Consider the following 21,268-nt stretch of genomic DNA (forward strand, 5'->3'; position numbering starts at 1 on the left):
ACTACTACGAATATTCTTATTAACCGAGCAGTATTGAAGCAGAAAATAAAATACCCCCAGATCCAAAAAAATCTGAGGGTAAGTAAGCGCAATAATACTAGATTGCGATTTAAATAATCCCAAATACTGACCCGATAGACTTAATCGAATCGCGTGCATCCTTCAAAGTTTGGCTGATGGGATGCTTTGCCTGCAAAAACACGCGGGCACAATTGCGTCCCGGCATTCCGGAAATGGAACCGCCTGGATGAGTCCCTGCACCTGTCAGAAATAAATTGTCAATTGGGGTTTTGTAATTCGCTATTTCTGGCAAAGGACGGAAAAATACCATTTGATCTAAGGTCATATCAATATGGTAATAATTCCCTTTGTATGCGCCTAATCTTTCTCCTAGTTCTGCTGGACTTTCTACACGACGAGCGATAGTTGCATTTTTCACATTCGGCGCATAGTTTGCTAATTTATCAACCACCCTGTCTGCAACTTTGTTTTTTAATTCATCTGTCCAACCCGTACCCCTCAAACCTGTCCCCTCTGCGCCGGCTATTTGATAAGGGGCGAAGAACTCAATCCACACTGTATGCTTGCCTGGTGGTGCTAATGTGGGGTCTAAGTAGCTAGGCATTACCACGTACATTGATGGGTCAGCATCGGGAATCTCTCCCAAGGTACATTTACTATGAGCCTGTTCTACATGAGTCACGGAATCTGCAATTAAGATAGACCCAACAAGATATTCGTCTTTGTGTTCGTGGTGGGGAAAGTGCAGTGGTTCGTTCAAAGCCAAATCGATTTTGAGGATAGTTTCGTTGTTGTTAACGATGCGGCGTTCTAATCTTTCCCATAGCTCAGGATCGACTCCATCAATTTCGCTTTTATCAGTCATTTGTAAGAACAAACGCCTAGCGTCGATATTAGAAATCACGCCATGTTTGGCACGATATTCTTGACCGCCAGCGACTCGCACGCCCACAGCTTTGCCATCATCAATTAAAACTTTTTCTACGTGCTGGTCTGTGAGGATGACGCCGCCTTTACTTTTGACTAAATTCACCAAAGCTTGCACGAGTGCGCCAGTCCCACCGCGGGGTCTAGCCATTCCCGGATTATGGCGCATTGCCATCATAATTGCACCAATGGCAAGGGTTTTTTGTGATGGCGGCGCACCAAGTTCTGCCGCTAGCCTTGATAGTGGTGCTTTGAGAAATTCTGAATCAAACCACTCGTTAAGTAAATCTTCACCGCTGGTTAACATGGTGCGAATAAAGTCCAGCGTTTTGTTTGGCGAACCAATGACAGAAAATAAATCTTTGATTTTTGTGATGTCATAGTTACCAAGGATGTCAATAATCGACTTCGGCGGTGCATTAAACATGGGAATCATTGCACCTAACGCCCTTTGCCAATAATCGACAAATTCTGCGTATTTTTTAGCATCGCGATCGCTATAACGAGCGATTTCTGCACAAGTCTTTTCTACCGACTTATGTCCTAAGAAATATTTGCCATCAGGATGGGGACAGAACACAACCGGATCGCACTCTAAATAATGCAAACCGTATTTTTCTAGTTCTAATTCTTCAACTACTGGCCCTAAGTGAATAAACTCATGGTCAATAGCGCATAAGTTAAATTTAAATCCAGGAGCTTCTTGTGGTAAACACTCTTCAGTTGTTGCTGCACCGCCTGGAACGGAACGCTTTTCTAGTAACAGGACACTATAACCAGCTTTCAATAAGTAAGCGGCACAAACTAGCCCATTATGTCCAGCACCAATCAGCACAACATCATACTCTTGCATAGTTGTTACTTTGAAATTAATTAGCTTTATAAAGCTTAAAAAACTTTTGGGAAATTTAAATCACCCATCAGTAACAAAAATTATTTTTGCAGAGTGTCAATACTACTAAAGAGGTACTACATCTGATGATGGTATTTGCTTTACTTTAGCTTCTATCATAAGTATTAAATTACCAATTTCTACTTCTAGCTCTTTGATGCGAAATACCATATCGTCCCATTTAAAATATGGTATGTTCATCAATTCTTTGGCTTTGTGCATTAATGCTGTAACTAATTCTATTGAAACACCCTCTCCCTCAGTACAGTTAAAGCTCTCTAACATTGCGGGTTGCGAACCTTTGCGCGGACGAGCGATCGCAGTAAAACCTAAAGGTCGAGTTTTTCCCTTTTCCTTTAACAACACCTTACCTCTAAATTCCATTTTGCCATTACTAGGTAAAAATACCTCTATTTTTTGTGGTTTCAAACTCACAATTTCCCCATCTACATCTAAGTCGAAGTCTTGCATTTGTTTGCGAACAAATTCTGATGACAAAGCGCGGTTCATATCTGCTTGTGTCATTGTTATTTTAGCAACGGTATTTACTGGGCGTTCGAGTTTTATATCGCCGAAAATAGCACTCAAAGGATTGATGGCAATACCATCTGTTTGCAGTTTTATTTCTTGTACGCGAATGTCTTTTTGGATAACTAATCCTTCACCTGCAACCGAAACTCCATCAACTTGTCCCTGAACTACTTTCAACAGATCGGTTTGTACATCTATTTCTATTTGTTCTACTTCATCGAAATTTTCGGATATTCTTCTTTCCGCTTCCTGGGATAATAATTTTTCTTCCAATCTATGCTCATCAGACATGAATTACTAATCTCCTAAATATCCTCTTATTTTTTACTGTAAAGGCTGGATACTCAAGAGCGAATCTATATTGAGGTATATGCAAGTCGGAGGACTAACAGTCTGTTAACTTTGGGAACATCATATTTTTTAAAAATGTAGTACGAGCATATTTTCGCCTAATGAATGTAGCGAAGAAGATGTTCGCACTACAAAATAAATCAGTAAAATTAGAATGCGCTGTTAAAGGTTGTTTGAAAAGTGTTTTGCTGTGACTTTAAGCACTGTGAGATCCCCCCTAACCCCCCTTAAAAAGGCTACGGTGTACACACATCTGTGTAGGAAACCAAAATCCTCGTAGATCCTCCTTAAAAAGGAGGACTTTGAGACTTTTTTGCCCCCCTTTTTAAGGGTGGTTGGGGGGATCAAAAGCCTGCGGTACAACTTTAAAAGACTTGTGTATACACCGTAGCTCCTTAAAAAGGGGGGGACTGGAATTAAAGTTTTATAAACATTTTTCTCGCACCCTTGGTAAATTTAATTTCGTAAATTAAGCTACGTTCTTTTTTCTTTCATTAGCTATTTCCTTCTTAATGTCTTCCCATGCAATAGAACTATTATTTTCTAGATCACTTTTAGCAGCATGATAAGCTCTTAAATCGTTCTCGTCCTCTTCCGCTTCTATCCGCTTAAATAATGCGTAAATTTCGTCTAAGGTACTGTCATAAGCTTGATGCAACAGGAGGTTTATTTCGTTGATTAGCTGTTCTCTGTCCTGTTCGGATTTCATGTTTATACCTCTTTTAAAGTTTGCAACAGCTTATTTATTTTCATCCTTAGAAATCTATTGTTTGATGGCAGTTTCTAACGTTTTATTCAACTTTTTACAAAACATTAGCGTTTGCCATCGACTTATCGACTGTTAATTTTTACCATTCGGCCGCTGAATAATTGTCTCTAAAACCCGCCGCTTGGCTTTTGGATCGATCGCTACTAAGCGCACGTATTCATTGCTATACTCTGCCAGAGAAGATTCCAAATTTGAGATTGCATCCGATTCGGCATCAATGTGGCTGTTCACACAACTTTGCCAAGAACCTGTACGGAAACGACGTTCATCTACGTGTTCGATACTAATTTTGTAACCTTGAGCCAATATTTCCCGGATTTGTGCTTGTGTTTCCAAGCTCAAATGCGGACTCGACGCTTCTTTTTTCGGGAATCCATTTGTGGTTGCGCCATTAGTTGACGGTTTGCTAGTTGGTGTCACAGCAGGCGGTGGTGGTGCGGCTTGATAACTTCTACCTCGATTCAGTCGATTATACTCATCGACTAATTTGGAATTTTCCACTCGTTTTTGTTCGCCAACCATCAAATGGCCGGACTCGATTAAGTGAGACAGGCTGAAATCTGGTTTTTTAAATTCTGGCGGCCCTTCAGTGCTGTTAACCACGCGCAACGATACCCTCTCAAAACCGATTTGATGGATAAAGTTGCGGATTTGTTCGTCATAAATCCGCGATCGCAACGCGCTAAAAAAGTCAATGGATTGATTGGCAAAAGTATCAACTAGCTGTTCGACTTCCCGCCGCGAAAGTCCATCTGCTTCAAAAATCCCGCCGACGATTCCCACTTTATCATCTCGGTCTGGTTCCCAATAAAATTTCTCCATCCGTCCATCCCGAATTAACGGTGCGTAGAGGGTGGAAAAATCATTACCTGTGACAATAATTGGTACGCGATGTAAAGGCGTTGAATCATAACTTCCCGGTAACTGCACATCTGTGGGGTTATCGGCAATATTCATCAGTGTGGCATTTACCAACTGCGTGTTTACAGTATATTGAGTGCCTTCATCGAAGCGTCCAGCACCGGCATCTAAATCATTAATCATCAGCACGCACATTTTTCCGCGTACTTTGATTAGTTCTGCTGTTTCTCGGTAGCGCAGCCGAATCAACCGCGCTGGATCTCCTGCATCTGGACTTTCCAATTCGCCGCCAGAGATGAGAGTCACTTCGATACCCATTTTCTCAAAGACTAACTCGCATTGAAAAGACTTGCCTTCACCTTTACGTCCGTGAATACCCAAAATCAAAGGTACTCTAACGCCAGGAAGCTTCAAGAAATTTTTGGTGATGTGGACAGCAAGTTTGTCCAAAAATCGCGGAGCAATGTAGTAACCCATGAACGTATCTGATAAATAGTTAGCCCTTCTAAAGTTAATGTTAAGTTTTTTTTGGGTGTAGCGATCGCTTTTCGTGGATTATTCATGGCGATCGGTTTTTTCACACAATTTGAAACACAAAGACAGGTTTTCTCTGTGTCGCTGCGAATTCTATTCCCTAAGACTGATTCTAAATATAATTACAAACCCACAGAGGTAGATTTTGCCTCTATAGCTAAGAATTCCATGTGTCACAGTTTCTATGTTAAGCTTTGGACAAACTCTACATGTTCTTCACTACTCAGTCCTTGTTGCAACACAGCTAAAACCTTTGTCATTTCACCCGTACGTAACGCCTGTACGTCCAACCATAGACCAGGAAAAACCCGACTTTTAATTATATTATTTCTATCGGGTTCTACTGATATGTACTCACCATTTTCTAAACAGAACCAATCTAATTGATTTTCTAAAATTCGCCAAACAATATATTCTTTGACACCGTTCCGACGGTAGACTTTTTTCTTATCATGTAAATCATTCGCAGCACTGCTGGCTGCTACTTCAGCGATTAATTCTGGCGCACCTTCAATATAATCATCATCGCTAATACGTGCTTGTCCGCCTAGCTTTTCATCAATCAACAATACAACATCAGGTTGTAGTTCATTATCTAAATCTAGACGCACTGTAGCATTATCACCGATTTTGACACCTGGAGTCATTATCCTATAAGTGCCGAAGACAACTATTAATAAACTATGAGGTTCTGCATGACGTTCAAAACGCAAAGGTGATGCCACGTAGACGATTCCTTCTATTAATTCTGCTTTTTTTACATGAGGCATAGTAGTATATCGGCGTTCAAATTCCTGGCGAGTGAGTCTATCCCCACTTTCTAAAGGCGGAATTTTTGCACCTTTATCGAAGTTTTGTTCTACCGATGCTGTCATTGGCAGATTCCTCAAAGGAGTATTACTAAATCTAGTATAAACAATTCTTTTATTGCTAAGATTGTATCGCCAATTGTTCCATAAAGTCCTGATGTTCTTGACTATTCAATCCCTGTTGCAACACAGCTAAAACTTGTGCCATTTTACCTTTACATAGCGCCTGTACATCCAACCATAAACCCGGAAATACGCAACTTTTTATTACTCCATTTGCATCTGTTTCTAGCTGCACATATTCTTCGTTTTGTAAACAAAACCAATTGAGCTTATTTTCTAAACTCTGCCAAACAATATATTCTTTAACACCGTTACGATGGTAAACTTTTTTCTTATCATGTAAATCATTCGCAGCACTGCTGGCTGCTACTTCAGCGATTAATTCTGGCGCACCTTCAATATAATCATCTTCACCGATACGCGCTTGTCCACCTAAATTTTCATCTATTAGTAATACAACATCAGGTTGTGGCTCGTTATTTAAATCTAGACGAACTGTAACGTTATCACCTAACTCAACCCCAGGAGTGGCAATTTTGTAATTCCACAACCAGCCTATAAGATTTGCATGAGGTTTTCCATGACTATTAAAACGCAAAGGCGATGCCACGTATACAATTCCTTCTATTAATTCTGCTTTTTTTACATGAGGCATGGTGTGATAGCGGCGTTCAAATTCCTGGCGAGTGAGCCTATCCCCACTTTCTAAAGGCGGAATTTTTGCACCTTTATGGAAGTTTTGTTCTATTGATGCTGCCATGAGCAGATTCCTCAAAAGAGTGTTGTTGCATTTAGTATAAGAAATTCGTTGCTAGTAGTAATTATCTAAGCTGGTTTAAACAAGTATCCTAATTTTCTATAATTTTGGCATCTCAAAACTATACCCTACCATAAACGGCGAATTGGATAGACATCGAAAATTGTATCAGCACTTAGTAAAGGAATACTCTCTACTATTGACTGTGCAATTAACAATCTGTCAAATGGATCTCGATGATGTAGAGGTAGTGTAGAAACAACAGCAATGTGGCTTAATTTGATATTTAGTAAACTGAAATTATTCAAGTTAAGTTGCTCAGTTATGAATGTCTCAAATGGCTGAGGCTGATTAAAACTAAGTTTACCTATACTCTGCTTAATCGCTATTTCCCAGATACTAGCTATGCTGAACAAAATTTGATTATTCTCATCATTGATTAACTCTAGAACTTGATTACTAAGTTTTGAATTATCTGTTACATACCAAATAAAAGTATGTGTATCCAATAACAAGTTCATTACATATAGTCCTGAAAATCCTCTAGAGGTGCATCAAAGTCATCAGAGATTGTAATTAAACCTTTTGCGCTTCCAGGTTGACGGCGGCGTTTAACTGGCAATAGAGGAGTTAATTTGACTACAGGTTGATTATCTTTGATAATGATGATTTCCTCACCACTGAGTGCTGCTTCAATTAAGTCGGGCAAATGTTGAGATGCTTCAGCTAAATTTATTTGCTGCATAACTACCACTTTTGGTAAATAAGCGATCGCCTTTTAGCCCTATCTTAACTTTAAAATATTAATTAACTTAAAGTAAACCAATTTAACCAAGCGTCCCAATTTTCCACGATTTTGGCAAATTTTGTATAACCTCCTGCTCTGGGATGAGCGCCATCATTAGCTCTTGCTTCATCTATCCAAATATTGGATTTTTCCAGAACTGGAAACACATCTAAATAAGGCACATCTAACTCTTGACAAATTAAAGCTAAATGTTGGGTTAAATTGCTGTTTCTTTTCCTTCTTTCAAGATCTTCTTGTTCTACGTATGGTGCTGGCCCAATCATTAAAACAGGATATAATTGTTGCGCTTTCCTTAAAATTTCTTGGGTATTTTTGACTGAATCTGCTAAGTCTACACGAGGTTTACCATTTTCTAATGTTGTGTCATTTAATCCAAAAGAAAACACAACTCTGCCATCATATTCCTTTGGCAAACGCAGCGATACTTCTTGTAACCAACGCTTTGCTATATCGCTACTCGTATCACGCCTAATTCCTAAATTATAGTAGGTGATGTCATAACCTTTTTTATTAGCGTTAGCACATACTCTTCCCGTCCAACCCAGACATTCAGGATCGCCAGTACCGTTAACGAAGGAGTCACCAACAAAACAAATTCTGACTTCACGTAGCTGTGCTGAATTCATGAATAAATACTTCTGAAATTTAACAATAGCCCTTGATTCTGAATTCTGTAGAGACGCGATTAATCGCGTCTCTACAGAATTCAGTTTTCATAAAAATAAGAGAGGCAATTAACTTGACCTCTCTTAATAAATCAATTTCAAAGGTGCTAAGCTTTAGCTTTTACCTTTTAATTTTTAGTATCTGCTGGGTTTGTGAACGATAAAGCTGAGAATTTGGCATTGCTTGATGTTGTCAAAACCCACAACGCGGATGTAATTGTTGGAATATTGAGAACGGCAAGATTGAACTTCGTTCAACACTTCTTGAGTAGATTTAGCGCCGAACAAAGGCAGCTTCCACAGTGTCCAGTATAATTCTGTTGGCTCAGAGGTTTCGTTGAATTCAACCGCTGGAATGTAACCTTGATTCAAGATGTACTGGATCTGCTTGGCAATTTGAGCATCAGACAGAGGAGGCAGATAAGAAAGGGTTTCGTAACGACGCTCTTTTGGTAGAGTTTGCATAGCTTTAGTATTAAAGGATTGCGGTTGACTTCAGTTATCAGTTATCAGTCACCAGTTATCGCTGCTGACTATTCACTGTTCGTTATTTGGGTCTGAGGTTGTTTGCTGTTCTGGATACAGACTGGGGTTTGATGTATCTATTTGTGTGATGCGTTCTAGATGCTGGCGACGCTGTTCCATATTGGCTTGCTGAATGCCAGTGCGAACCATTTCCGGTAAGAAATCAGTCACTTCCTCGGCAATATGTTCTCTGACAGTCATGATCCGCAATGCCAAATCCGGCTTTTCTCGAAACAGTTGCTTTATGTAAGCTTCTCCGTCTTGAACTTTATCCGCAGAAAAGTTATGCAGCCACACTGCCAATGGAGGATTAGTTTCGCCCAGCTGCGCCAATACTGTCCTTAGCGCCTGATATGTCAGGTAGCTTTGGAGAGTCTTGGCTGTGTCCTTCGCAATTTGCTTGAGATTCATGCTTGGCCCCAGCCCTTAAGAGTTATGAGTTATGAGTTATGAGTTATGAGTTATGAATTAATGTAACTCTTAACTCCTAACTTCTAACTCGTAACTTTGGATCAGACGGTATCCATAGCTTCAAACTCAAACTTGATTTCTTTCCAGAGTTCGCAAGCAACGGCTAATTCAGGAGACCACTTAGCGGCTTCGCGGATAATGTCGTTACCTTCACGAGCCAAGTTGCGACCTTCGTTACGAGCTTGGATGCAAGCTTCTAAAGCGACGCGGTTAGCTGTAGCACCAGGAGCGTTACCCCAAGGGTGACCGAGAGTACCACCACCGAATTGCAGTACGGAGTCATCACCAAAGATTTCTACGAGTGCAGGCATGTGCCAGATGTGAATACCACCAGAAGCAACTGCCATTACACCAGGTAGAGAAGCCCAGTCTTGGGTAAAGTAAATACCACGAGACTTGTCTTGCTCAACATAGTTTTCACGCAATAGGTCAACGAAGCCCATTGTGATACCGCGCTCACCTTCCAACTTACCAACAACTGTGCCGGTGTGGATGTGGTCACCACCAGACAAGCGCAGGGCTTTAGCTAATACACGGAAGTGAATACCGTGGTTCTTTTGACGGTCGATAACAGCGTGCATAGCGCGGTGGATGTGCAACAGAATACCGTTGTCACGACACCAACGAGCCAATGTGGTGTTAGCGGTGAAACCTGCTGTCAGGTAGTCGTGCATGATGATGGGCTGTTTGAGTTCTTTAGCGTACTCAGCCCGCTTCAGCATTTCTTCGCAGGTAGGAGCGGTAACGTTGAGGTAGTGACCTTTGATTTCACCGGTTTCTGCTTGGGCTTTGGCAATAGCTTCAGATACAAACAAGAAGCGATCGCGCCATCTTTGGAATGGTGCTGAGTTGATGTTTTCGTCGTCTTTGGTGAAGTCCAAACCACCGCGCAAACACTCGTATACAGCGCGTCCGTAGTTCTTAGCTGACAAACCTAATTTTGGTTTGATGGTACAACCCAACAAGGGACGACCGTATTTGTTTAATTTGTCACGCTCAACTTGGATACCGTGGGGAGGCCCTTGGAAGGTTTTGATGTAAGCTACTGGAAAGCGGATGTCTTCCAAACGCAGTGCCCGCAGGGCTTTAAAACCAAATACGTTACCTACGATCGAGGTCAACACATTGGTTACAGAACCTTCTTCAAACAGATCCAGAGGATAGGCAACGTAAGCAATAAATTGGTTGTCTTCGCCGGGAACTGGTTCGATGTCATAGCAACGACCTTTGTAGCGATCGAGGTCGGTGAGCAAGTCTGTCCACACAGTTGTCCAAGTACCAGTGGAAGACTCAGCCGCTACAGCCGCACCTGCTTCTTCGGGAGGAACTCCAGGCTGGGGCGTAACGCGGAATGCTGCTAGAAGGTCTGTATCTTTAGGTGTGTAATCGGGGGTGTAATAAGTTAGTCTGTAATCCTTAACCCCGGCTTGATACCCAGATTTGCTCTGAGTCTTCGTTTGAGCGTAAGACATATTTTATCCTTCCCAGAAGTCACTCTTTTTACTAATCAAATCACGTATTGTGCAACTTTCCCACACCCCGCTCCTTCCCCCTTGAGCGGGGAGAAGATCGGGAAAAATTTTTGTTATGGGTTGCCTTTGGCAGAGTTTAGCACTTTTTTGTGGTCTACACTTTGGTAGCAGTGGTAACCCTCCTGACCAGTGTTCTCCCGTTCTTGGGCATACGACCTCGCGCTTCTATTCTTGCCTCTGCCTACACATCAAAATTCTTTTTTATCTGTTTCTCTTCTCGCACCCGACTAAACCTTCTCAATTCACCAAAACTTCCGCACTTTGCGGTCAGCATTTAGATAATTCTCCCATAAACTGGCATATTTAGGGGATTGGCCTGGCTAGCACACATTCCCCCCTCCATACTCCTTTTATCTTCTCCTTAGTTGGCTAAGATACCAGAAAAGAATTTACTTGACAGAGATTTAGCAGAGTGGTGAGCAAAAGATAAAAGAATTGCACACCACGAAATTTGTAGCTTGTTTCACAATATATCAAGAATTCGATAAGTTATTCTTTGAAAGTTTTTAACTTATTTATTTAAATTTGTTATTACATAAAGATTTAAACATTTTGTTAAGAATGGTTTACAAAATCTCATTAATGGTGTTCAGGGAATGGGGAGAGAAGAAGACAAGGGGAAAAGGTGAAAGGTAAAAGGGAAAAGGTAGGGTTTATTCCCTTTCCCTTTGCCCTTTGCCCTTTTCCCTACCCGAAGGGTTTTGCCCAATATTTAATGTTTAAAAAATCCAAGCGAGGGGAACACTGAAGTTAACCAAAAGCCAGTTTAGACAACGGCTATGGGGTAGTGTCTCCAAAGGAAATGTCATTGTGGTATTGTTTTGCAAGCGTACTAGTTTATTGATTTCTTCTATCTTGCTGGGGTTAATAATGCCGAGTATGGGATGGGCACAAAAAACCCCTGATATTAATTCATCCGATTTAGCTCCTGCTTATCCGTCTTCACCACCACCTCCGCGAGTAGATCCTTTACCCGATGAGAGGGGAGTGCAAGAAAATTCGCCAGAAACGGATTATCGCGTTGCCAACTTACTGGCAGATGTTACAGGTAATCTTTGGATAGGTTCTTGGCGGGGACTATCGCGCATTGACCCGAAAACTGGGAAGATTGTTTCTCGTGTAAGTTTACCGAATGTTGCCATTGGTGCTTTAGCCCAAGACAAAGTAGGACGCTTGTGGGTGGGAAGTTATGGCGGACTGATGCGAGTAGATCCGCGCACGAGCGAAATTACCGCACAGAATTTATTTTTGCCTTCTAAACGGGTGTTGTCGCTGTTAGTTGACAAGCGCGGCTATTTGTGGGCTGGAACTGACAATGGTTTAGCCCTAATTAGCCCCGACCAAGGCTTGATTATGACAACATTAAAAAATCTCCCTGGTGTCAGTGCCAACACATTGACTTTAGATGCTGAAGGTCACCTGTGGGTTGGCACCCTTGATGGAGTAGTGCGGGTTAATACTGCTAGTGCTGCAATTATCAAGCGAATCGCAGATTTACCAGGAACCACTGTCCAAGCTTTAGCTATCAGCCCAGAAGGATTAATTTGGGCGGGAATGCCAAATAATTTGTTAGTTATTAACCCGAAAACTGGGACAGTGTTGCGATCTGTAACGCGGTTGCGCGGGCGTAACGTTACAGCAGTGCGTTTTGCTAAAGATGGTAGTGTCTGGGTTGGTACTCACGATGGTTTGTTACGATTAAATCCAAATACCGGAGCTGTGTTAGACGCTGAAGTTGCTGGACTTCCTTCTAGTCGGATTCTTGCCCTTGCACCTGACATCGGCAATAAATTGTGGATAGGTACTAGTGAAGGTCTAGCTTGGTTAATGCCAAAAATGAACAGTGCAAAACCTCATCTTGCTTTCAGTCGAGCTGTGAAATAACAAGTTAGGAGTTAGGAGTTAAGAGTTAGGAGTTAGAAGTTATGAATTAAATTAAACTTTCAATAATTGACTCCTAACTCCTATCTTTGTCCATAATTCTTCACTCTATAACTCCTAACTCCTATCTTGTCCGTAATTCTTCACTCTATAACTCCTAACTCCTCACTCCTAACTCCTCACTCCTCACTCCTCACTCAGCACTAAAAAAATATGGCAATCACTACCCAGCAATTAATTCAATGGAAACAAGAGGGACGTTCAATTGTGGCGTTGACGGCCTGGGATTATGCGATCGCCCAACTCCTCGACGCAGCTGGTGTAGACTTAATCCTCGTGGGTGACTCGATGGCAGTGGTTTTAGGCTACCAAACAACTCTGCCAATAACTTTAGATGAGATGATTTACCACGCCAAAGCTGTACGTCGAGGAGTTAAACGCGCTTTTTTACTGGTTGATTTACCGTTTTTGAGCTACCAGGAAAGCATCCAACAAGCGATACATTCAGCGGGTAGGGTTTTGAAAGAAACCGGAGCGCAAGGTGTAAAGTTAGAGGGTGGTTATCCAGAAATGGTGGAAACTGTGGCTCGTTTGGTACAAGCCGGAATTCCAGTTATGGGTCATGTGGGTTTGACGCCGCAATCAGTACATCAACTCGGTTTGCGACAACAGGGTAAAACCCAAGAAGCCAGTGAGAGAATTTTAAATGAAGCGATCGCTCTCGAACAAGCTGGTGCTTTTGCCATGTTGTTAGAGCATATACCCGCAGACTTGGCAATGCAAATTACACAAAAACTTACCATCCCGACAATTGGTATTGGTGCAGGGCCTCACTGCGATGGTCAAGTTTTAGTTACTTCAGATGTACTCGGTCTTGCAGAAAAGAGTCCACCATTTGCCAAAGTTTATACAAATTTACGGGAGACAATTACTAAAGCCGTGCAAGATTATGCTTTAGAAGTGCGAGAACGGAAGTTTCCTTAAGCAATACTTCGCTAAATCGAAAAGCGCCTGGATTGGACTCAATTCTGACGCCTGAATTCTGTTTTGGTAAAAGTCAAAGCCTCTGCTCTCGTAAGCTATTCATTAATCAAATGTTTCTTAACAATTTTGAAAACATTGTTTGACAATTCCCAATAGTTGCCTAGTAATAAATTACTACGCTAGTAGCCAAAGTCTACTGAAGTAGACTAAAGATTTTTGGAGATACAGCAGATTGCAACTTGATGAGGTACAGATCGTAGGGGCACAATATATTGTGCCCCTACGAGTGTAGTTCATTTACCCGAAATACGCTGTATTTTAGTTATTTTCAGATAAATTTTTATATTGGCAAGCAACTGAAGTTACTTGCAGGACTTAAGTTTAGCCCTATAACCACTGGGTTTTACCCCCAGAATTTCGCTTATACCATCAAAAAAGTTGCGGGATTAATTTTGTCCGGCTACTTAATAAGTTTATAAACAAAGCTATAAAATTTACCTAAAATGTGAGTTTTCATTCTCATAAATGTTACGAAAAATTACGGGGCGATAGCCTATAAGGAAAGAGATTCAAAGAGAGCTTTTCCAAATAAAAATAAAAAGTTAGATTCAATTTAAGTATTAAAGCGTAGACAACACGATGGATCTGCGGAAATTCCGCAATTGCCACCAAGACAATTGTAGAAAGCCAGTGTAGTCTTTAACTAGAAAAACAGTGTCAGGCGGTTACTAGACAAAACGTCAACTATTCCCACTAAACTTTTTAATATTTATCGTTCTTATGACTCCAAAAGACATCAAAATTAAATTTCCTCTTTGGCAATATCTGAACCAGCCCTTATTTAGCGCTGATACTAAATTAGTATGGAATCCCCATCGTTTTGCATTAGCTTGGCGTCTTCAAATGCTAGAACGCTGCTGGACTAAAGAATGTGACGCGAAAGGGCCTCAACAGCATTAGCTATATTAAAAGCTATATTAAAAAAGCCAAACTAAGCCTCGTCTAAAGTACGGGGCTTTTTGCCGTCTAGTAAAGTACTAACAGTCATGTCTCCCATAACATTAATTGCAGTGCGGCAGCGATCCAAAAACCAGTCTACAGTCACTAGCAAAGCTATGTATTGAGTAGGTAAACCTACAGAAGTAAACACCAACGTCATTGTTACTAGTCCAGCATTGGGGATATTCGCTGCACCTACGGATGCAAAAATCGAAGTGAGGATGACAATTAATTGCTGTCCCAAGCTTAGGTGTTGCCCAATTAGTTGGGAAATATACAATGCAGACATCGCTTCATAAAGGGCAGTGCCATCATTGTTGAAATTTGCTCCTACTAATGCCCCCAAGGCAGCAGAGGATTCTCTTAAACCGACTTTTGTTTGCAAAACCTCGAAGGTGACGGGCATCGCCGCCGCAGAGGAAGAAGTCGAGAAAGCCGTTAAAAAGGCATCAGAACCGCCAGCTAGAAATTTGAGGGGGTGTACCCAAGAACCGAATTTGACTCTGGTGAGGTAGTAACACGCTTGTAGTAACAGTGCTACCAGCACCGCCACGATGAATGCCCCTAAAGATTGAAAGGGGGCAAAACCTTCTTTGGCAACAGTTTTAGCCACAATCCCAAAGACTGCGAAGGGTACCAAGGCAATTACCCAATTGAGGATACGGACTACCGCATCAAACAAAATGCCGATGACATCTTCAATGGGTTGGTATGCGTTTTTTCCTTGGGCGATTTGTTCGGATTTTAATGCCCGCAGTACAATGCCAAAACTCAAGGCAATGACAATCAGTTGAATGACATTATTGTCAACTAAGGGTTTGAGGACTGCTTCTGGTACTGCATCTTTGACGAGTCCCCAAGGATCGAGGTTTTGAGTTGTGATTTGTGTATTTGTGGAGCTGACTACATTCCCCCAGGTTCCCGGACGCAGAACGTTGGCGACAAAAAGTCCGACTAAGATAGCTACGGTAGTGTTGGTTAAAAGTAGTACAAATAACCGACGTCCGGCTGTACCAGGGATATTTGTAGTCATTAAAGTATGCAGCACCGCTACCAAAATCAGCGGTGTAGCTAAGGCACGGAGAGCCTTTAGCACTAACTCAGCTGGAATTGCTAAATTGTTAATCAGGGCGGCGTTGGTGGGGCTGGGATTTCCTGCACCAAGGGCAATTCCGACGCTAACGGCGGCTACTAGGGCGATTACAATTTGTAACGTCAGAGGAATACGCTGCCACCAAGGCCTAGCTTTGGTTTCAGGCGAAGTAGTAGTGTCTGGATGGCTCATTGGTTAGATGCGGATTAACTGCTGTAACTATTAAAACAACACTTGTGACAGTGGTAAATCCGGAAAAACAAAAGCTTTATTTTTGGGTAAAAACTGCTAATCTAAGATCCCATTGCTTTGCAAAATCCGGCTTGAAAGGGTCAGCCCTTAAGAGATATTTTTGGCTTGTGCTTGGAGACGTTTATGTCCTTTGTGCCTTTGCATATTCACAGTGACTACAGTTTGCTTGATGGAGCAAGTCAGCTACCAGAGTTGGTGGAAAGAGCGATCGCATTGGGAATGAAAGCGATCGCCCTTACCGATCATGGTGTCATGTATGGCGCGGTTGAATTGATTAAAATTTGCCGCAGTCAAAATATTAAGCCGATTATCGGTAACGAAATGTATATCATTAACGGCGATATTGAGAAACAAGAACGCCGTCCTAAATATCATCAAGTTGTTTTAGCTAAAAATACAAAAGGTTACAAAAATTTAGTCAAATTAACTAGTATTTCTAATCTCAAAGGCGTTCAAGGCAAAGGAATTTTTTCTCGTCCTTGTATTAATAAAGATTTACTCAAACAATATCATGAAGGCTTGATTGTTACTAGTGCTTGTTTGGGCGGAGAAGTTCCCCAAGCAATTCTCAGTGGCAGACCAGATGCAGCCAGGAAAGTTGCTCAGTGGTATAAAGATGTATTTGGTGATGATTATTATTTAGAAATTCAAGACCACGGTTCCCAAGAAGACCGGATTGTGAATGTCGAAATAGTCAAAATTGCACGGGAATTAGGTATTAAATTTGTTGCTACCAATGATTCGCATTTTATTTCTTGTTTTGACGTTGAAGCCCACGACGCCTTGCTGTGTATTCAAACAGGCAAGCTAATTGTTGAAGATAATCGAATGCGTTATAGCGGCACCGAATATCTCAAATCTGCCCAAGAGATGAAACTGCTATTTCGCGACCATTTACCAGATGATGTCATTGAAGAAGCTGTAGCTACCACTGAAGAAGTCGCCGATAAAGTCGAGCCTTACCATATTATGGGTGAGCCTCAAATTCCTACTCCGCCAATTCCTTCCGGTCATACTGCTGATACTTACGCAGAAGAAGTTGCATGGATTGGACTTTTAGAAAGGTTAAATCGCAAATCACGCAATGAAGTCGATCCTGTCTATAAAGAAAGATTGGAATACGAGCTGAAAATGATTCAGCAGATGGGTTTTTCCAAATATTTTTTAGTTGTATGGGACTACATTAAATTTGCCAGAGATAATAATATTCCCGTTGGCCCTGGACGCGGTTCGGCAGCTGGTTCGTTAGTTGCATACGCAATGCGAATTACTAACATTGACCCCGTACATCATGGATTACTATTTGAGCGTTTCTTGAACCCAGAACGGAAATCCATGCCTGATATTGATACGGACTTTTGTATTGAACAACGCGATAAAGTTATTGATTACGTAACAGAAAAATATGGTGCAGATAGAGTTGCTCAAATTATTACCTTTAACCGCCTAACTTCTAAAGCCGTTTTGAAAGATGTCGCCAGAGTATTAAATATTCCTTATGGTGAAGCCGACAAAATGGCGAAATTAATTCCTGTGGTGCGGGGTAAACCAACTAAGCTCAAGGTGATGATTTCCGATGCAACTCCAGAACCAGAGTTTAAAGAAAAATATGATAAAGACCCAAGAGTTCGCCATTGGATTGATATGGCGATGCGAATTGAAGGAACTAACAAAACCTTTGGAGTTCATGCAGCGGGTGTAGTGATTTCAGACGAACCATTAGATGAAATTGTACCGCTACAAAAGAATAATGACGGTTCTGTTATCACTCAGTATTTCATGGAAGACCTAGAATCAATGGGTTTGTTAAAAATGGATTTTCTAGGTTTGCGTAACCTGACCTTGATTCAAAAAACCCTCGATCTAATTGAAGAAACCAAAGGATATCGTGTCGATCCAGATGATATTACTCAACAAGAAAGAAAAGCACAAAAGATATTAGCTAAAGGGGAACATAGCAACCTGCCAAAAGATGTCCAAAAAACTTATGAGCTATTAGAAGCAGGTGAGTTAGAAGGAATATTTCAATTAGAATCTTCTGGGATGCGTCAAATAGTTCGAGATTTGAAGCCTTCTAATATAGAAGATATTTCTTCAATTTTGGCACTTTATCGACCGGGGCCATTAGATGCAGGACTGATTCCTAAATTTATTAACCGCAAACACGGTCGAGAAACAATTGATTACGAACACAATATTTTAGAACCAATATTAGACGAAACTTATGGAATCATGGTTTATCAAGAGCAAATCATGAAAATTGCTCAAGATATGGCTGGATATTCCTTAGGTCAAGCTGACTTGCTGCGTCGGGCAATGGGTAAAAAGAAAGTTTCCGAAATGCAAAAGCAGCGAGAAAAATTTGTCGATGGTGCGGCAAAAAATGGCGTGAAAAAACAAGTAGCTGAAGATTTATTCGAGCAAATGTTGAAATTTGCTGAATATTGTTTAAGCTATGACACGGAAATTTTAACAGTAGAATATGGATTTTTGCCGATTGGGGAGATTGTAGAAAAAGGCATTGAATGTAGTGTATACAGCGTTGATAGTAATGGGAATATTTATAATCAACCTATCGCCCAGTGGCACGATCGCGGACAACAAGAAGTGTTTGAATATTGTTTAGAAGACGGTTCAGTGATTCGGGCAACAAAAGACCATAAATTTATGACTGCCGATGGTCAAATGTTGCCCATCGATGAAATATTTGAGGGCGAATTAGATTTGATGCGGGTTGAGGGTTTGCCAGAGTAGCAAATAGAGACAAGGGGACAAAGAGAATAATTCATAACCAATGCCCTATGCCCCATGCCCCATGCCCAATTATGCTGGTTCGTGACAAACAGCTTCTATACGATATCCGTCAGGATCGATCGCAAAAGCGGCATAATAATTGGGGTGATAATTTAAACGCAATCCTGGTTTACCATCGTCTTTAGCTCCTGATGCGATCGCTTGTTCGTAAAAAGCATCAACAGCAGCACGATTATTAGCCACAAATGCCAAATGAAAACCCCTTGATACCTCATGGGTAAACTTTTGGCGGCTGACAAGCCAAAACCTTGGGAAACTATCACTGCCATAACCAGCAATGTCAGTCAAATTAAACAGCCGCTTGATGCCTAACGGCATAAGCACTGCATCATAGAAAGCTAGACTGCGTTCTAAATTACTGACGCCAAACGATAGATGGTCAAACATCAGCTTTGACTTTGAGATTAAGTACTTACAATATTTTTCAACAAAACGGTATCTCAGAACCAATTAAGTTATTTATCTAGCGGTTAATATGAAAACTGCTGGAGAATAGACTTCTTGCAGAAGTCGGGAAAAGGGGAAGGGCAAAGGGGGAAAGGTTTGGTATTTTCCCTTTCCCCTTTAACCTTTTCCCACAAAAGTGCGAAAAGCACTTTTGCAAGAGGTCTAATGTATTAAATGATTTGAGCATTCCGATTCGCTTTAATTTTGGTATAATGATTCGCTGAATGCTTTTAGTAATAGGATAGAGGATGTTGTAGTTTACCCAATAAGGTTAAACTTACAAACTAATTACTTGGATATTTGTCGATAAAAATTAGCAACTAAACCAGTTTTAACGATTACAGCAGTGCATTTATGAGTCCCATAATCTTTGATATCATTCCGGAAATATCAATTATTCTTTGTACTTACAACAGAGCCAAATATCTCAATCAGTGTATTGATAGTGTTATTAATCAGACTTTTCAGGATTGGGAACTAATTATAGTTGATGATGGTAGCCAAGACAATACTTTTGAAAGTGTTAATTCTTATATTGAAAAATATAATAAAATCCGCTATTTAAAACATCAAAACAAGAAGCAGTGTTATGCAAAAAACGCTGGAATTCAGGCATCTTTTGGTAGATATATTACATTCATCGACAGCGACGACACATACAAACCATATCATTTAGAGTCGCGTATTGAATACATGAAAGCTCATCCAGAAATTGACTTGATTGAAGGGGGATTCGCAACTGAAGAAGAGATTTGGCTAGCAGATTATTATAATCCCGGTCAAAAAATTAATCTCCGAGAATGTATTTTGGGCCCAACATTCTTTGGGCCAAGACATGTCTTTTTTGAGTTACAAGGATTTAAGCATTTTCTTTATGGAGAAGATACGGACTTTTGGGCACGTGCAGAAAAAATCTTCCGAACTCAGAAAATAACCGAACCAGAAACCTATCTTTATACAAGAGCAGAAACTAGCGTTACTAAGAATTTTTCAGAGTTGAACCAAGAGGTTGTTTGAAAAGTGTTTTGCTGTAATTTTAGGCACTTTTAGATCCCTCTTAAACTCCTGCCTTCTGCCTCCTAACTCCTGCCTTTCTTGGTAACTCTACCTTTAACCATGCATATTTGTCATATTATTCTGAATAATATTGGGGGGGCAGCGAGAACTGCTGATTCTCTAATATCCTCCCAAGTAAAGGCTGGTTATAAAGTTTCTACTGTGGTGCTGACATATTTAGATTCATTATGGACAGTAGACTTTAAAGCTGCCGAACAAGTAACGATTATGAGAGTTGCAGGCTCTCAATTTCATATTGGGGGAACGATACACCAAATATCAATAGCCAAACAACTCAGTAAAGTTATTACTAGCCACAAACCCGATTTGATTATTTGTCACACTGCATTTGTTACCAAACTGTATTATATTTCTAAATTCTTCCTTGGAAGTTTATCTATTCCATACATCAGCTACATTCACACTGATTACATTGCTGAATCACTGGTTAAAGTCAAAAAAGACTCCATTAAAGCAGCGATTCAAAATTTATCTATCAGTCTTGATAGTTGGGTTAATCTCAGTGCCATTAAGCAAGCTAGTGGACTGGTTTTTGTTTGCAAAACTCTTTATGAAAGATTTTTAAACATTGGATTGAATCATCCTCGAATAGCAATATCTTACAATCCAGCAATCCCCGATCTAAATAACCAGCCTCTGAATTCTACAGCTAAGTCTTGGTTAAACAATTCTCAGTTAATTACCTTTGTATGTGCGGCTAGATTTCATCATCAAAAAGACCATAAAACTTTAATCAAGGCATTTGCTAAAGCTAGTGAAACTTACTCAAATATCCGGCTGATTTTGCTAGGAGACGGTGATTTAGAGGCAGAAATTCAAGCTTTAGTAAATTCTTTAGGCATTGCTGATATTGTTCTGTTTGCAGGATCTGTCCCCAATCCTAGAGCTTACTTTTCACTGTCGAGAGCAGTTATACTTGCCTCTCATTATGAAGGATTTGGCATGGTGATTGTAGAAGCGGTAGCCAGTGGCGTAACTTTTATTGCCAGTGACTGTCCAGTTGGGCCTCGCGAGCTTTCTGAAGTACTTAAATGTGGAACCCTAGTACCACCAAAAGATGTAAATGCATTAGCAGCAGCAATTATTGACCATGCGAAAATTCCTCAGGAAAAAATCGATCGCTCTGAAAAAATTGAACGATTTTTTAGCGAATCTAGCTGTGCAAAAAATTTAGAACTTTTGATTCAGCAAATTATTTGTTAATT

Annotated in this window: 19 protein-coding genes; 5 read left to right on the forward strand and 14 right to left on the reverse strand. The window is 40.7% G+C overall.

The features are described from left to right. Nucleotides 1-109 precede the first annotated feature (109 nt). The 12 genes from crtO to NSTC745_RS30060 all read right to left on the reverse strand — a co-directional run bounded on the left by crtO (nucleotide 110) and on the right by NSTC745_RS30060 (nucleotide 10,456). The gene (gene crtO, locus NSTC745_RS30005) at nucleotides 110-1,801 is read right to left on the reverse strand and encodes a beta-carotene ketolase CrtO (RefSeq protein ID WP_445634267.1); all 1,692 of its coding nucleotides are present in this window, start codon (nucleotides 1,799-1,801) and stop codon (nucleotides 110-112) included. 105 nt (nucleotides 1,802-1,906) lie between these two features. Beyond that, a complete protein-coding gene (locus NSTC745_RS30010) occupies nucleotides 1,907-2,662 on the reverse strand; it encodes an LmeA family phospholipid-binding protein (RefSeq protein WP_445634268.1) in 756 nt (251 codons plus the stop codon). Between the two features lie 529 nt (nucleotides 2,663-3,191). Then, nucleotides 3,192-3,431, reverse strand: coding sequence for a hypothetical protein (locus tag NSTC745_RS30015; protein WP_445634269.1), 240 nt, complete (start codon nucleotides 3,429-3,431; stop codon nucleotides 3,192-3,194). A gap of 132 nt (nucleotides 3,432-3,563) precedes the next feature. Next, on the reverse strand, nucleotides 3,564-4,829 hold the full coding sequence (locus NSTC745_RS30020; protein ID WP_445634270.1) for a ribulose bisphosphate carboxylase small subunit: 1,266 nt from the start codon (nucleotides 4,827-4,829) through the stop codon (nucleotides 3,564-3,566). Between the two features lie 239 nt (nucleotides 4,830-5,068). Beyond that, nucleotides 5,069-5,761 carry a Uma2 family endonuclease gene (locus NSTC745_RS30025; protein WP_445634271.1) on the reverse strand — a complete coding sequence of 231 codons (693 nt, stop codon included), beginning with the start codon at nucleotides 5,759-5,761 and terminating at the stop codon, nucleotides 5,069-5,071. A 55-nt stretch (nucleotides 5,762-5,816) separates the two neighbouring features. Beyond that, nucleotides 5,817-6,518, reverse strand: coding sequence for a Uma2 family endonuclease (locus NSTC745_RS30030; RefSeq protein WP_445634272.1), 702 nt, complete (start codon nucleotides 6,516-6,518; stop codon nucleotides 5,817-5,819). Between the two features lie 125 nt (nucleotides 6,519-6,643). Next, nucleotides 6,644-7,036, reverse strand: a complete 393-nt coding sequence (locus tag NSTC745_RS30035) for a type II toxin-antitoxin system VapC family toxin (protein ID WP_445634273.1) — start codon at nucleotides 7,034-7,036, stop codon at nucleotides 6,644-6,646. Further along, nucleotides 7,036-7,260 carry a type II toxin-antitoxin system Phd/YefM family antitoxin gene (locus tag NSTC745_RS30040; RefSeq protein ID WP_445634274.1) on the reverse strand — a complete coding sequence of 75 codons (225 nt, stop codon included), beginning with the start codon at nucleotides 7,258-7,260 and terminating at the stop codon, nucleotides 7,036-7,038. The genes NSTC745_RS30035 and NSTC745_RS30040 overlap by 1 nt, the downstream gene beginning before the upstream one ends. A gap of 62 nt (nucleotides 7,261-7,322) precedes the next feature. Further along, nucleotides 7,323-7,949, reverse strand: a complete 627-nt coding sequence (locus NSTC745_RS30045; RefSeq protein ID WP_445634275.1) for a GDSL-type esterase/lipase family protein — start codon at nucleotides 7,947-7,949, stop codon at nucleotides 7,323-7,325. 174 nt (nucleotides 7,950-8,123) lie between these two features. Beyond that, complete coding sequence (locus NSTC745_RS30050; RefSeq protein WP_073640462.1) at nucleotides 8,124-8,453, reverse strand: ribulose bisphosphate carboxylase small subunit; 330 nt, start codon at nucleotides 8,451-8,453, stop codon at nucleotides 8,124-8,126. Nucleotides 8,454-8,525: 72 nt separating this feature from the next. Then, nucleotides 8,526-8,924 (reverse strand): RuBisCO chaperone RbcX, encoded by a 399-nt coding sequence (gene rcbX, locus NSTC745_RS30055; protein ID WP_096537938.1) that lies wholly within the window; start codon nucleotides 8,922-8,924, stop codon nucleotides 8,526-8,528. Between the two features lie 101 nt (nucleotides 8,925-9,025). Continuing rightward, nucleotides 9,026-10,456, reverse strand: a complete 1,431-nt coding sequence (locus tag NSTC745_RS30060; RefSeq protein WP_190950319.1) for a form I ribulose bisphosphate carboxylase large subunit — start codon at nucleotides 10,454-10,456, stop codon at nucleotides 9,026-9,028. A gap of 930 nt (nucleotides 10,457-11,386) precedes the next feature. On the opposite strand from NSTC745_RS30060, the gene NSTC745_RS30065 reads away from it, so the two are divergent. Then, complete coding sequence (locus tag NSTC745_RS30065) at nucleotides 11,387-12,400, forward strand: ligand-binding sensor domain-containing protein (protein WP_445634276.1); 1,014 nt, start codon at nucleotides 11,387-11,389, stop codon at nucleotides 12,398-12,400. 210 nt (nucleotides 12,401-12,610) lie between these two features. Further along, nucleotides 12,611-13,381 (forward strand): 3-methyl-2-oxobutanoate hydroxymethyltransferase, encoded by a 771-nt coding sequence (panB, locus tag NSTC745_RS30070; RefSeq protein ID WP_445634277.1) that lies wholly within the window; start codon nucleotides 12,611-12,613, stop codon nucleotides 13,379-13,381. Nucleotides 13,382-14,372: 991 nt separating this feature from the next. Here the strand turns inward: panB and NSTC745_RS30075 are convergent. Next, a complete protein-coding gene (locus NSTC745_RS30075; RefSeq protein WP_445634278.1) occupies nucleotides 14,373-15,665 on the reverse strand; it encodes a dicarboxylate/amino acid:cation symporter in 1,293 nt (430 codons plus the stop codon). Nucleotides 15,666-15,848: 183 nt separating this feature from the next. On the opposite strand from NSTC745_RS30075, the gene NSTC745_RS30080 reads away from it, so the two are divergent. After that, nucleotides 15,849-18,479 (forward strand): DNA polymerase III subunit alpha, encoded by a 2,631-nt coding sequence (locus NSTC745_RS30080; RefSeq protein ID WP_445634279.1) that lies wholly within the window; start codon nucleotides 15,849-15,851, stop codon nucleotides 18,477-18,479. Nucleotides 18,480-18,548: 69 nt separating this feature from the next. Here NSTC745_RS30080 and NSTC745_RS30085 read toward each other — a convergent pair whose 3' ends face one another. Then, a complete protein-coding gene (locus NSTC745_RS30085) occupies nucleotides 18,549-18,926 on the reverse strand; it encodes a VOC family protein (RefSeq protein WP_445634280.1) in 378 nt (125 codons plus the stop codon). Nucleotides 18,927-19,340: 414 nt separating this feature from the next. On the opposite strand from NSTC745_RS30085, the gene NSTC745_RS30090 reads away from it, so the two are divergent. Together NSTC745_RS30090 and NSTC745_RS30095 are read left to right on the forward strand one after the other, a co-directional pair. Continuing rightward, complete coding sequence (locus NSTC745_RS30090; RefSeq protein ID WP_445634281.1) at nucleotides 19,341-20,003, forward strand: glycosyltransferase family 2 protein; 663 nt, start codon at nucleotides 19,341-19,343, stop codon at nucleotides 20,001-20,003. 99 nt (nucleotides 20,004-20,102) lie between these two features. Beyond that, the gene (locus NSTC745_RS30095) at nucleotides 20,103-21,266 is read left to right on the forward strand and encodes a glycosyltransferase (protein ID WP_445634282.1); all 1,164 of its coding nucleotides are present in this window, start codon (nucleotides 20,103-20,105) and stop codon (nucleotides 21,264-21,266) included. Nucleotides 21,267-21,268: the final 2 nt, after the last annotated feature.

It is taken from the genome of Nostoc sp. DSM 114161, assembly GCF_052692665.1.

What these genes read in the sequence shown, in the direction of transcription:
- crtO (WP_445634267.1), bottom strand. Translation starts at nt 1,801, where the DNA reads ATGCAAGAGTATGATGTTGTGCTGATTGGTGCTGGACATAATGGGCTA.
- NSTC745_RS30010 (WP_445634268.1), bottom strand. Translation starts at nt 2,662, where the DNA reads ATGTCTGATGAGCATAGATTGGAAGAAAAATTATTATCCCAGGAAGCG.
- NSTC745_RS30015 (WP_445634269.1), bottom strand. Translation starts at nt 3,431, where the DNA reads ATGAAATCCGAACAGGACAGAGAACAGCTAATCAACGAAATAAACCTC.
- NSTC745_RS30020 (WP_445634270.1), bottom strand. Translation starts at nt 4,829, where the DNA reads ATGGGTTACTACATTGCTCCGCGATTTTTGGACAAACTTGCTGTCCAC.
- NSTC745_RS30025 (WP_445634271.1), bottom strand. Translation starts at nt 5,761, where the DNA reads ATGACAGCATCGGTAGAACAAAACTTCGATAAAGGTGCAAAAATTCCG.
- NSTC745_RS30030 (WP_445634272.1), bottom strand. Translation starts at nt 6,518, where the DNA reads ATGGCAGCATCAATAGAACAAAACTTCCATAAAGGTGCAAAAATTCCG.
- NSTC745_RS30035 (WP_445634273.1), bottom strand. Translation starts at nt 7,036, where the DNA reads ATGAACTTGTTATTGGATACACATACTTTTATTTGGTATGTAACAGAT.
- NSTC745_RS30040 (WP_445634274.1), bottom strand. Translation starts at nt 7,260, where the DNA reads ATGCAGCAAATAAATTTAGCTGAAGCATCTCAACATTTGCCCGACTTA.
- NSTC745_RS30045 (WP_445634275.1), bottom strand. Translation starts at nt 7,949, where the DNA reads ATGAATTCAGCACAGCTACGTGAAGTCAGAATTTGTTTTGTTGGTGAC.
- NSTC745_RS30050 (WP_073640462.1), bottom strand. Translation starts at nt 8,453, where the DNA reads ATGCAAACTCTACCAAAAGAGCGTCGTTACGAAACCCTTTCTTATCTG.
- rcbX (WP_096537938.1), bottom strand. Translation starts at nt 8,924, where the DNA reads ATGAATCTCAAGCAAATTGCGAAGGACACAGCCAAGACTCTCCAAAGC.
- NSTC745_RS30060 (WP_190950319.1), bottom strand. Translation starts at nt 10,456, where the DNA reads ATGTCTTACGCTCAAACGAAGACTCAGAGCAAATCTGGGTATCAAGCC.
- NSTC745_RS30065 (WP_445634276.1), top strand. Translation starts at nt 11,387, where the DNA reads ATGCCGAGTATGGGATGGGCACAAAAAACCCCTGATATTAATTCATCC.
- panB (WP_445634277.1), top strand. Translation starts at nt 12,611, where the DNA reads ATGGCAATCACTACCCAGCAATTAATTCAATGGAAACAAGAGGGACGT.
- NSTC745_RS30075 (WP_445634278.1), bottom strand. Translation starts at nt 15,665, where the DNA reads ATGAGCCATCCAGACACTACTACTTCGCCTGAAACCAAAGCTAGGCCT.
- NSTC745_RS30080 (WP_445634279.1), top strand. Translation starts at nt 15,849, where the DNA reads ATGTCCTTTGTGCCTTTGCATATTCACAGTGACTACAGTTTGCTTGAT.
- NSTC745_RS30085 (WP_445634280.1), bottom strand. Translation starts at nt 18,926, where the DNA reads ATGTTTGACCATCTATCGTTTGGCGTCAGTAATTTAGAACGCAGTCTA.
- NSTC745_RS30090 (WP_445634281.1), top strand. Translation starts at nt 19,341, where the DNA reads ATGAGTCCCATAATCTTTGATATCATTCCGGAAATATCAATTATTCTT.
- NSTC745_RS30095 (WP_445634282.1), top strand. Translation starts at nt 20,103, where the DNA reads ATGCATATTTGTCATATTATTCTGAATAATATTGGGGGGGCAGCGAGA.